This window comes from Polaribacter sp., assembly GCF_049276715.1.
In the GTDB taxonomy this organism is placed as follows: Bacteria; Bacteroidota; Bacteroidia; order Flavobacteriales; family Flavobacteriaceae; genus Polaribacter.
In genome coordinates this window covers 1-12,982 of sequence record NZ_JBASWY010000052.1, presented here as the reverse complement: position 1 = coordinate 12,982, position 12,982 = coordinate 1, and the positions used below count along the sequence as shown (strand labels likewise).

Genomic DNA, 12,982 nt, shown 5'->3' with positions numbered 1-12,982 from the left:
ATGCAACCTACTTCCCTATTCTATCTATTAATTTCAATAATCATCATTAGTTTTATTATTGATAAAATTTTAGGCATTTTAAATGCCAAACATTTTGATGATAAAATTCCTGCAAAATTAGCAGATGTTTATGATGAAGATGAATACAAAAAATCTCAAGCTTATAAAAAGACAAATGAGAAATTTTCTAATTTAACTTCCATATTTTCAATTATTCTAACCTTAACTTTCTTTTTTGTTGATGGATTTAAATATGTAGATGATTTTGCTAGAAATTTTACAAACCATCCAATTTTAGTAGCTTTAATTTTCTTCGGCTTTATTATGTTAGGTTCAGATATTTTAACAACACCATTTTCTTATTACAAAACTTTTGTAATTGAAGAAAAATTTGGTTTTAACAAATCTACCCAAAAAACATTTTGGCTAGACAAAGTAAAAGGTTGGTTAATGTCCATTATTTTAGGAGGAGGAATTTTAGCACTCATTATTTGGTTTTATCAATTGGCTGGAGAAAATTTCTGGATATATGCTTGGGTTTTAGTCGCTGTTTTTTCATTGTTTATGAATATGTTTTATGCAAAATTAATAGTTCCATTATTTAACAAGCAAACTCCTTTAGAAGATGGAGAATTAAAATCAGCCATAGAAAAGTACGCAAAAAAAGTCGGTTTTACTATCAATAATATCTTTGTAATCGATGGCTCTAAACGTTCTACAAAAGCCAATGCCTATTTTTCTGGTTTTGGTTCACAAAAAAGAATTACCCTTTTCGATACTTTAATACAAGATTTGGAAACCGATGAAATTGTCGCTGTTTTAGCTCATGAAGTTGGTCATTACCAAAGAAAACACATCATTTTTAATTTAGTTTCCTCTATCCTTCTCACAGGATTCACTTTATTTATTTTATCACTTTTTATAAATTCAAGTGTTTTATCTGAAGCTTTGGGAGTTTCAATACCAAGTTTTCATATTGGTTTAATTGCATTCGGAATTTTATATTCGCCAATATCAGAAATTACAGGCTTATTTATGAATTATATGTCGCGTAAATTTGAATATCAAGCAGATAATTATGCCAAAGAAACATTTGCAGGCAAACCATTAATAACATCACTCAAAAAATTATCTAAAAATAGTTTGAGTAATTTAACACCACATCCTGCTTATGTGTTTGCACATTACTCACATCCAACTTTGTTAGAAAGAATTCGCAATTTAGAATCTTAATTCCTTGCTCGTTAAAATTGTATTTCATAAATTCACTCTAGATTTTAAATAGAAATCTTTAACCTAGTTTATGGAATATACAGCAACCATAGAAGAAGAAAATAAAGAAATCGCAAATCGTTACAAAGATTTGCTAAAAGGTACTTACGAAGTTTTATCAAAAGAAGATAAAGAATTAATAAGAAAAGCCTTTGATATTGCTGTAGATGCTCATTCCAAACAACGCAGAAAAACTGGAGAACCTTATATTTTTCATCCAATTGCAGTGGCTAAAATTGTAGCTATGGAAATTGGTTTGGGGGCTGTTTCTATTGCTGCTGCTTTATTGCATGATGTTGTAGAAGATACCAGTTACACCATAGATGATATGGAGCATTTATTTGGAAAAACGATTGCTAAAATTGTAAACGGACTCACAAAAATATCTCGTTTAAACAAAGAACAAGACGCTTCTATTCAGGCAGAAAATTTTAGAAAAATGCTCTTAACGTTAAATGATGATGTTCGAGTTATTTTAATAAAAATTGCAGACAGGTTGCACAATATGCAAACTATGGATTCAATGCCTGCAGATAAACAACTTAAAATTGCCTCAGAAACCATTTATATTTATGCACCTCTTGCTCACAGATTGGGCCTTTATAACATTAAAACTGAATTAGAAGATTTAGGTCTAAAATATACAGAACCAGAAGTTTACAATGGAATTTTAAGTAAAATAAAAGAAAGCAAGGAAGAACAACAAAAATATTTAAATACTTTTGCAGATACACTTAAAGAAGGTTTAGACAAAGAAAATTTCGATTACGAAATTAAAGGACGCTTTAAATCGGTTTATTCTATTCGTAGAAAAATGCAAAGTCAAAATGTAACATTTGACGAAGTTTACGATAAATATGCCATCAGAATTATTTATAAGGCTGATTCTAAAGACGATAAATTTGCAGCTTGGAAAATATATACGATAGTTACAGATTATTTTAAACCAAACCCAGCTCGTTTACGAGATTGGATAACACAACCAAAATCTACAGGTTATGAAGCACTTCATATTACTGTAATTGGTCCTTATGCAGAATGGGTAGAAGTTCAAATTCGTTCTGAAAGAATGAATGAAATTGCAGAAAAAGGGTATGCAGCGCATTTTAAATACAAACAAAATCAGAAAAATGAGAGCGGTTTAGAGTCTTGGTTAAATAAGTTAAAAGAATCTTTAGAAACCCAGAGTTTAAATGCTGTAGATTTTGTAGAAGATTTTAAATTAAATTTATATGCCAAAGAAATTTACGTTTTTACACCAAAAGGCGAATTAAAATCTTTACCTAAAGATGCTTCTGCTTTAGATTTTGCTTTTTCAGTGCATACAGATGTAGGCTTAAAATGTAGAGGCGCAAAAGTAAATGGAAAACTGGTACCTTTAAGTCACGTCTTAAAAAGCGGAGATCAAATAGAAGTAATCACCAGTTCTACAAACAAACCCAATTCTAGATGGTTAGATTTTGTAATAACAGCAAGAGCAAAAACCAAAATTAGAGCAGCTTTAAAAGAAGAAGAAAAATTAATTGCAGAAGAAGGGAAAGCCATTTTAACAAGAAAATTGCGTCATTTAAAAATTCCTTTTACAGAAAAAACAGTAAATGAACTTGTTGTCTATTTTAAATTAAAAACAAGTTTCGATTTATTTTATAGGTTTGGAAATGGTGCTATAGACAATACACAATTAAAAGCCTACTTATCTCAAAGAAACAGTACCATCCTAAATTTCTTTAAAACCAAATTAAGAAGAAGTTCTCCCACCAATGAGTCGCAAGAGAACTCAGATGAAGTAACAAATAAATACGATGCTTTAGTATTTGGCAAAGAAGAAGAAAAATTAGATTATGCTATTTCTAAATGTTGTAATCCAATTCCTGGTGACAAAGTTTTTGGGTTTTTAACAATTAATGATGGTTTAAAAGTTCATAAAAAGAACTGTCCTAATGCAATTTCTTTACAATCTAATTACGCTTATAGAATTATGCCTGCAAAATGGATAGATTCTACAAAGCAAGATTTTAAGGCTGTTTTGCATATAAGTGGTGTAGACCATTCAGGAATTGTAAATAACGTTACAAGAATAATTTCCAGTAATATGGGTGTTTTTATTCACAGTATAAATATATCTGGAGACGAAGGTGTTTTTGATGGTAAAATATCTCTAAGCGTTAAAAATAATACACAAATTCATAAGCTTATTAAACGCATTCAAAAAGTAGAAGGCGTTAAAAATGTAGAACGTGTTGATAGAATGTAAATATCATTTTTATAAAAGTTGATTTTTATTAAGAAATAACTGTAAATTTGTTTTTTGTAAATTAAATATAATGAGTAATTCTCTTGAAAATCAAGAAGTAGTTAAAACGGTTTTCACATCATACTTAGAAGAAAACAAACACAGAAAAACTCCTGAAAGATACGCTATACTTCAAGAAATTTATGCAGCAGAAGAACATTTTGATATAGAATCACTCTACATTAAAATGAAAAACAAAAACTACAGAGTAAGTAGAGCTACTTTGTACAATACCATAGATTTATTATTAGACTGTAATTTGGTTCGTAAGCATCAATTTGATGGACAATCTATGGCACGTTATGAAAAAAGTTATTTTGATAAAAACCACGATCATGTAATTTTTACAGATACTGGCGAAGTGAAAGAATTCTGTGACCCAAGAATTCAAGTCATTAAGAAAACGATCGAAGATATTTTTGATATCGATATTCAAAATCATTCACTTTATTTTTACGGAACAAAAAAAAAGTAAGCAGTTTCTATGAACAGTTTGCAAAAAAAACACAACAGATAAACAACTAAATAATTACAAATTTATAAAATGGCTGTAGATTTATTACTAGGATTACAATGGGGAGATGAAGGAAAAGGTAAAATTGTAGATGTTTTAACCAAAAATTACGACATTATTGCTCGTTTTCAAGGTGGCCCAAATGCTGGTCATACTTTAATTTTTGATGGTTTTAAACACGTTTTACATACAATACCATCAGGTATTTTTCATAAAACAGCATTAAATGTTGTAGGAAATGGCGTGGTTATAGATCCTGTAATTTTTAAAAAAGAATTAGAAAATTTAGACAAGCATAATATCGATTATACCTCAAAATTACTAATTTCTAGAAAAGCACATTTAATTTTACCAACTCATAGATTATTAGATGCAGCTTCAGAAACCTCTAAAGGAAAAGCTAAAATTGGTTCTACTTTAAAAGGAATTGGTCCTACTTACATGGATAAGACTGGTAGAAATGGAATGCGAGTTGGAGATTTAGAATTAGAAAACTGGAAAGAAAAATACGATACTCTAACAGAAAAACACATTAAAATGTTAGAGTTTTTTGATGTTCAGATAGAGTACGATTTAACAGAATTGGAAGCTGAATTTAGAAAAGGAATCGATAAATTAAGAACATTAGAGTTTATTGATAGCGAAGAGTTTTTAAATCAAGCAATAAAAGATAAAAAAACAATTTTGGCAGAGGGTGCACAAGGTTCTTTATTAGATATCGATTTTGGAACCTATCCTTATGTAACATCATCAAACACAACTGCAGCAGGTGCTTGTACAGGTTTAGGTGTTGCCCCAAACAGAATTGGTGAAGTTTTCGGAATTTTTAAAGCCTACACAACAAGAGTTGGTTCTGGACCTTTTCCAACAGAATTATTTGATGAAGATGGAGCAACAATGGGAAGAGTTGGACACGAATTTGGTGCAACAACAGGCAGACCAAGAAGATGTGGCTGGTTAGATTTAGTAGCTTTAAAATATGCTGTAGATGTAAATGGTGTTACCCAATTAATGATGATGAAAGGTGATGTACTTTCTGGTTTTGATACCTTAAAAGTTTGTACATCATACAATTACAAAGGAAAAAAAATAACACATTTACCTTATAATATAGAACCAGAAAATGTTTCTGTGAACTATACAGAATTTAAAGGTTGGCAAGCAGATTTAACAAAAATGACTTCTGCAGAGCAATTACCTAAAAACTTATTAGATTATGTTGCTTTTATAGAAAAAGAAACTGGAGTTCCTATTAAAATTGTTTCTGTAGGTCCAGATAGAAAGCAAACTATTCTTAGATAGATTTATATAAATATTAAGAGCTTAAGATATTCTTTTCATTATTTTTGTTGCAAAACAAATCTTTTGAAAAGAATATTTTTTTTATTGCTAGTTATATCAGTATCGATTTCTTTTTCTCAGGAAAAGAAAAAAATTGAATATGAAGCTGAAATACAAGAAGCTGATGAAGAAAAATTTCCAGGAGCAACAGTGCTTATTGGAAATGTGAAAATGAAACACGAAGGTGTAGATTTAACTTGTCAGCAAGCTTTATATTACAGAAAAGAAAACTTTTTTAAAGCTATTGGAAATGTTTTTATAAAACAAGGAGATACCATAACTCAAACAAGCGATTATGCAGATTATGATGCAAATTCTAAACAAGCACTTTCTTGGGGAAATGTTGTTTTAACAGACCCAACAATGGTTTTAACCACAGATACTTTACAGTTTGATAGAATAAATCAAAAGTTATACTATCAAAGTTATGGAACTATAAAAGATGAAACAAATACTCTAAAAAGTAAAAATGGAAATTATTATTTAGAGACCAAAAAATTCATAGCAACAACTAGAGTAACTGTTGTAAACCCTGAGCATAACTTAGAATCTAACCATTTAGATTACTATACAGAAACTGGACTTGCTTATTTATATGGTCCATCAACCATTACAAATACGGAAAATCAAAATAGAATTTATTGTGAAAGAGGTTTTTACAATACCAAAACTGATATTTCTCATTTTGTAAAAAATGCGAAGATTTTTCTAAAAGAAAGAACTATTGAAGGTGATAGTTTATATTATGATAAAAAAAGAGGTTTTGCATCTGCAACCAACAATATTCAAGTAATAGATACAGTTCAGAATTTTATATCAAAAGGAAATTATGCAGAATTGTTTGAGAAAAAAGATTCGTTATTTATCATTAAAAAAGCAGTTGCTATATCAATCATAGATAAAGACTCAATGTTTGTGCATGGTGATACATTATTGGTTACAGGAAAACCAGAAAAGCGAATTATCAGAACCTATCACAGAGTAAAAATATTTAAATCGGATTTACAAGGTAAATGCGATTCTATCTATACAAATCAAGAAACTGGATATACAAAAATGTATAGAAATCCTGTTATTTGGTCAGAGGAAAACCAGATTACAGGTGATTCTATTTATTTACAATCAAACCTAGAAACCGAGAAACTGGACTCTCTAAAAGTGTTCAACAATGCATTTATTGTCTCTAAAGACTCTTTATCTCTTGAAGATTTCAACCAAATAAAAGGTAGAAATATGTTTGGTAAATTTGAAAATAGCAAGTTAAAAACATTACTAGTTTTAGGAAATGCAGAATCTGTTTATTACAACAGAAATGATGAAACCGATATTTTAGAAACAATTACCAAAGAAATATCTAGCAATATTGAGTTTACTTTAGATGATGGAGTAATAGAAACTATAAAATATTTAAAAAAATCTGACGGAAAAACTTACCCTCCTTCTATGTTACCTGAAGAAGTAAGAAGATTAAAAGGTTTTATTTGGCGAGAAGATGAGCAACCAAAAAAGATGCAAGATATTTTTATACAAGATAAAGAAAGAGATAGAACTCCAGTTAAAAAGAAAAGTATTCAAAAACCTGCTGCAATTTTAGACAAAGAGCCTTCTCCTAAAAAGAAGAAAGGTATTTCAAAAATAGATAATTAAGTTGAAATCAGATTTTTTTAAATATCAAGCACAAACCTCTCCTCACCCACTTGCCATAGAAATTTCGAAAGCAAAAGGATCTTATATTTATGATATTAATGGTAAAAAATATTTAGATTTTGTAGCTGGAGTTTCTGCAAATAGTTTAGGTCATAATCATCCAAAAGTTTCAGAAGCAATTAAAAATCAAGTGGATAGTTATTCACATGTAATGGTTTATGGTGAGTTCATTCAAAAACCACAAGTAGATTTGTGCAAAATATTAGCCTCTACTCTACCAAAGAATTTACAATCCGTTTATATTACAAATTCAGGTACAGAAGCTACTGAAGGTGCTTTAAAATTGGCAAAAAGAGTTACAAATAGGTCAGAAATAATTGCTGCAAAAAACTCTTATCATGGAAATACACAAGGTGCCATGAGTGTTTCTGGAGTAGAAAGACAAAATGCTGCTTTTAGACCTTTAATTCCTGGAATTAAATTTATCAATTTCAATTGCGATTTTTGCTTGCAAAAAATAACCAATAAAACAGCAGCTGTTATTTTAGAAACTATTCAAGGTGGAGCTGGTTTTATTGAATCTCAAAATAATTACTTAGCAAAAGTTAAACAACGTTGTAAAGAAGTTGGGGCTTTATTAATTTTAGATGAAATACAGACAGGAATTGGAAGAACTGGAAAATTCTGGGGATTCGAAAATTACAATGTAATTCCTGATATTATTATTACAGGAAAAGGTTTAGGTGGTGGAATGCCAATTGGGGCTTTTATTGCTTCTTTTGAGCACATGAGTTTGTTGAAAGACAATCCTAAATTAGGCCATATTTCTACATTTGCAGGACATCCTGTAATTGCTGCTGCTGCTTTTGCAACAGTTACAGAAATCCTTGAACAAAACTTGACTTCAGAAAGTTTACGAAAAGAAAAAATCATTAGAAAACACTTACAACATTCTGCTATTAAAGAAATTAGAGGAAAAGGCTTAATGTTGGCTGCTATTGTTGAAACACCAGAATTAGCCGCAAAAATTATTCACAAATGTTTAGAAAAAGGATTGATTTTATTCTTTTTATTATTCGAAGGAAGAGCCATGAGAATTACACCTCCATTAACCATTTCAGATGAAGAACTTATTTTAGGTTGCTCAATTCTAATAGAATCTATTGAGGAATTGACTTAAACTCTCTTTAAAATTTCTTCTTCACTCTAAATTAGTCCTTTTTCATTTTTATCTTTTATTTTAAAAACGTACCTTTCTGAAAACTATGTAAATAGCTTTTTCAGCAAAGCTGTTTTAAAAAGAAATATTAATCAACTAACCAAACAACTTTTTTACCTATGGAATTAAAAATTGAAAATCTTAGTAAAACGTATTCTAATGGAGTACACGCTTTAAAAAATATAACTCTAAATATTCCTCAGGGAATGTTTGGTCTTTTAGGACCAAATGGTGCAGGAAAATCTTCTTTAATGAGAACGTTAGCAACGCTTCAACAAGCAGATTCTGGAACAGTAATGTTAGATGATATAGATATTTTAAATGATAAAGCTCAAGTTCGAAAAATCTTAGGTTATTTACCACAAGAATTTGGTGTTTATCCAAAAGTGAGTTCTTATAATATGCTTAGTCATATTGCAGCTTTAAAAGGAATTGCAAGCAAAGGAGAGCGTAAAGATTTAGTAGAATCTTTATTAAATAAAACAAATTTGTGGCAATTTAGAAATAAAAGTTTAGGAACGTATTCTGGAGGTATGAAACAGCGTTTTGGAATTGCACAGGCTTTAATTGGCGAACCAAAATTAATAATTGTAGATGAACCAACTGCTGGTTTAGATCCTGCAGAACGTGTTCGTTTTCATAATTTATTAAGTGAAATTGGCGAAAACACGATTGTTATTTTATCTACTCATATTGTAGATGATATTTCTAATTTGTGTAACAATATGGCAATTATTTGTTTAGGGGAAGTTGTAGCCAAAGGAAATCCTGCAGTTTTAACAGAAGCTGTAAAAGGTAAAATTTGGAAAAAAGCCATTGAAAAAGCAGATTTAGAAAACTATCAAAACGAAATGCAAGTTATTTCTACGCATTTAAAAGCAGGACAAACTGTAATCCACGTGCTAAATGACAATCAGCCAGATTCAACGTTTGAATCTAGTCCAGCTACTTTAGAAGATGTTTATTTTGCTGAAATTACTTCACGTATGGAATCTATTCATGCATAATTGTTTATTAACCAAACTAAAATCAATCAATTATGTTTAAAGAAATTTTTATATTCGAAATAAAATATAGATTAAAGCGTCCTGCAACATGGGCTTATTTTGGAATACTTTTAATTTTTGGGCTAATCGTTTCCATTGGAGGAAATGGTCCTGCATCAGAAAAAGTATTTGTAAACTCACCAGTTGCAATTGCAACAATGCTTTCTACCATAAGTATTTTTGGCATTATGCTTTCGAGCGCAATTATGGGGGTTCCTATTTATAGGGATATAGAACACAAAACAGAAAATTATTATTTTTCTTATCCTTTAACTGAAAAAGGCTATTTATTAGGTCGATTTTTCGGCTCTATGTCTGTGCTATTTTTGGTAAGTTTAGGATTACAAATTGGTTTAATTATCGGTTTTTTTATTGGTCCTTTTGCTGGTTACGAGGAACCAGAACGTTTTACAACTTTTAATTTTTGGCATTATTTACAACCAACACTTATGTTGTATTGGACAAATTTCTTCTTTGCAGGCTGTATCTTTTTTGCTTTAGTAAGTCTCACTAAAAAAGTAATGTTAGCGTATGCAGGTGGTGCAATTCTGTTTATTACATATTTGATAACGTTGACTTTAACTCAAGATATTGAAAACAAAAACTTGGTAAGTTTATTAGATCCTTTTGGATTAGGAACGTATCAAAATATTATTCAATATTGGACCCCTGAAGAGCAAAACTCATTAACAGTTCCATTTAGTGGAATGTTAGTTTGGAATCGTTTAATCTGGGTAGGTTTGGGTTTAGTTGCTTTTTTATACACTCTTTTTAGATTCGATTTTATTCGTTTTTTGAACAAAAATTATAATACTAAAAAGAAACACGATAATTTAGATGAAGCAAAACCATTATCAGCTTTAACTAAAATACCAAAAGTTACACAACTATTTTCAAGCAGTTTAAACGTAAAATTACTATTTAGTTTGGCTTTTATGGAGCTAAAAAATATTGTGAGAGACAATTTCTTTAAAGCAATATTAATAGCTGCAGTTTTATTCTTGTTTTTTGATGGTTGGTTTGGTTCTCCTTTATATGGAACACCCTCTTTACCTTTAACAATTTACATGTTAGAAGTAAAAAGTTTTACGTATGTTATTCTTATATTTATTCTGATTGTTTTTATGACAGGAGAAGTTTTACATAGAGAACGTAATGTAAATTACGATCAAATTTTTGGCTCACTCCCACTTCCTAATAAAATTGTTTACGGCTCTAAGTTTTTAGCATTGGTAATGATTAGCTTCATTTTAGTGAACTTAATTTTGGTAAGTGGTGTTCTAAATCAAGTATTAAAAGGATATTTCAATTTTGAGTTTGATTTGTATTTTACAGATTTATATCTCATAGAATTCCCAAAATACATCACCTTTATAATGCTTGCTTTTTTTGTACACTCTTTAGTTACCAAAAAATTTATGGGGCATGTAATTGCCATCGCAATTTGGGTGCTGTTATTTGGTTTAAATAATCTAGCAGATATAAACAACAACTTATATTTATATAGCTATTCTCCTGGTTATACTGTTTCTGATATGAATGGTTTTGGGCATTTTGGTGAAGCTTTATTTTGGTTCAGAACGTATTGGTTAGCTTGTGGAGGTTTTCTCACAGTTATTGGTTATTTATTTTGGAAACGTGGAACAGATTCTGGAAGAAAAGCAAGATGGTCAATAGTAAAAGAACGATTAAATGTAAAAACTTTAAGTACTGCTATTATTTTGTTAATTGTATTCGTTAGTTCTGGGTTGTATATAAACCACAATACAAAAACAATCAATAAATACGCAACTGTAAAAGCAGGAACAATTGGTTCTGCTAATTACGAAAAAATTTTAGGCAAGTACAATAAAATTGCACAACCTAAAATTATAGATGTAAAAGTAAATGCAGATTTAATTCCAGAAGAACGCTCTGCAACTATTAAAACGACTTATATAATGGTTAATAAAAGTGATGAAGTTATAGACTCATTACATTTAAGTTGGGGGCCTGAAGGTTTGCTTAAAAAGGAAGTGAAATCTTTTACTTTAGATGGTAAATCTCCGAAATTAGGAAAAAGGTTTGACGATTATGGTTATGAAATTTATGCTTTCAATACGCCTTTACAACCCAAAGATACAATTACATTAGAAATGGAAGTTTTTGCTTCGTATAAAGGTTTTCCTAATGAAGGTTCAGGAGCAGATATTGTTTACAATGGTACATTTTTAAACAATAATTTTTTTCCTTCTTTTGGCTACAATTCACAAGGAGAATTAACAAGCGATCAAGATCGAAAGAAATACAATTTGCCAATAAAAGATTATCAATTACCTGTCCAAACTGATGCTTGGGGAACTAGTAATTTACTTTTTAATGATGATGCAGATTACATAACTTTCGAAGGTACTGTTAGCACAGCTCCAAATCAGATTGCAATAATGCCAGGAAAATTACAAAAAGAATGGGAAGAAAATGGACGTAAATATTATCATTATAAAATGTCTGGAGAATTGGATTTCTTCTATAATATTTCATCAGCAGCATATTCAGTTCATCGTGAAGTTTGGAATGGTAAATCTGGAGAAAAAGTGAATATCGAAATTTTTCATCACCCAACACACACCTATAATTTAGATCGCTTTGTAAAGGGTGTAAAACATTCTATGGATTATTTTTCAGAAAATTATGGGCCTTATCAATACAAACAAATGCGTATTTTAGAATTCCCACGATATTCTACTTTTGCACAATCTTTTCCAAATACTGTTCCATTTGCAGAAAGTTTTGGTTGGGTTGGCGATTTTAGTGATCCAAACGATTTAGATTATGTGTACACAGTAACTGCTCACGAAGTTGCGCATCAATGGTGGGGACATCAAATATCTCCTTCTGCAACACGTGGTTCAAATCAAATATCAGAATCTATGGCAGAGTATTCTTCTTTAATGGTGATGAAAAAAGAATATGGAGTTGATGCCATGCAGCAATTTTTAAAAGAAGAATTAGACAGATATTTAAGAAGTAGAGCCAACGAAAGTAAGTTTGAAAAAACACTTTTAGATAATGATAATCAAGCTTATGTTTGGTACAGAAAAGGTGGTTTAATACTTTATGCATTGCAAGATTTAATAGGAGAAGATAGTCTAAACTCAGGTTTTAAAGCCTATACAAATGCTGCGAAATTTAGAGAAGCTCCATTTACAACTACTTTAGAATGGTATGATTATATGAAAGGAGTTACACCAGATTCTTTAAAATATTATTTAGAAGACAGTTTCGAAAAAATAACACTGTATTCTAATAAAATTAAAAAAGCGACTTATAAAAAAATAAGTGATAATAAATATGAAGTAAGTATTGAAGTAGAAAGTGCTAAAAATTATTTTGATGGTAATGGAAAATTACTGGAAGAAGGCACAAAACCAAACTTACTTGAAATAGCCATTTTTGATACAGACATTAAAAATAAACAAGGTATGACTATTAAATCTCCTTTATTTTTAGAAAAAACTTGGGTTAAACCTGGAACATCAACCTATACTTTTACAACTGATAAACTACCTTTAAAAGCAGGTATAGATCCTTATAATAAAATGATAGACAGAATTCCAGATGATAATATCATAAACATAGAAGAGATTCTTAAATAGTTTTTTTAACTTTAA

Annotated in this window: 8 protein-coding genes; all 8 read left to right on the top strand. The window is 29.9% G+C overall.

What is annotated here, in order from left to right:
• The 8 genes from WAO74_RS13265 to WAO74_RS13230 all read left to right on the top strand — a co-directional run bounded on the left by WAO74_RS13265 (position 1) and on the right by WAO74_RS13230 (position 12,967).
• Positions 1–1,233 carry a M48 family metallopeptidase gene (locus WAO74_RS13265; RefSeq protein ID WP_422162739.1) on the top strand — a complete coding sequence of 411 codons (1,233 nt, stop codon included), beginning with the start codon at positions 1–3 and terminating at the stop codon, positions 1,231–1,233.
• A gap of 70 nt (positions 1,234–1,303) precedes the next feature.
• Entirely contained in the window at positions 1,304–3,526 is a 2,223-nt protein-coding gene (locus WAO74_RS13260) for a RelA/SpoT family protein (protein ID WP_422162738.1), read from the top strand.
• 70 nt (positions 3,527–3,596) lie between these two features.
• A complete protein-coding gene (locus tag WAO74_RS13255; protein WP_422162737.1) occupies positions 3,597–4,040 on the top strand; it encodes a Fur family transcriptional regulator in 444 nt (147 codons plus the stop codon).
• Positions 4,041–4,109: 69 nt separating this feature from the next.
• Positions 4,110–5,381 (top strand): adenylosuccinate synthase, encoded by a 1,272-nt coding sequence (locus tag WAO74_RS13250; RefSeq protein WP_422162736.1) that lies wholly within the window; start codon positions 4,110–4,112, stop codon positions 5,379–5,381.
• A 63-nt stretch (positions 5,382–5,444) separates the two neighbouring features.
• Complete coding sequence (locus tag WAO74_RS13245) at positions 5,445–7,067, top strand: OstA-like protein (protein ID WP_422162735.1); 1,623 nt, start codon at positions 5,445–5,447, stop codon at positions 7,065–7,067.
• A 1-nt stretch (position 7,068) separates the two neighbouring features.
• Positions 7,069–8,247, top strand: a complete 1,179-nt coding sequence (locus WAO74_RS13240; RefSeq protein WP_422162734.1) for an aspartate aminotransferase family protein — start codon at positions 7,069–7,071, stop codon at positions 8,245–8,247.
• Between the two features lie 158 nt (positions 8,248–8,405).
• Complete coding sequence (locus tag WAO74_RS13235; protein WP_422162733.1) at positions 8,406–9,293, top strand: ABC transporter ATP-binding protein; 888 nt, start codon at positions 8,406–8,408, stop codon at positions 9,291–9,293.
• Positions 9,294–9,325: 32 nt separating this feature from the next.
• A complete protein-coding gene (locus tag WAO74_RS13230) occupies positions 9,326–12,967 on the top strand; it encodes an ABC transporter permease/M1 family aminopeptidase (RefSeq protein WP_422162732.1) in 3,642 nt (1,213 codons plus the stop codon).
• The last annotated feature ends 15 nt before the right edge of the window (positions 12,968–12,982 follow it).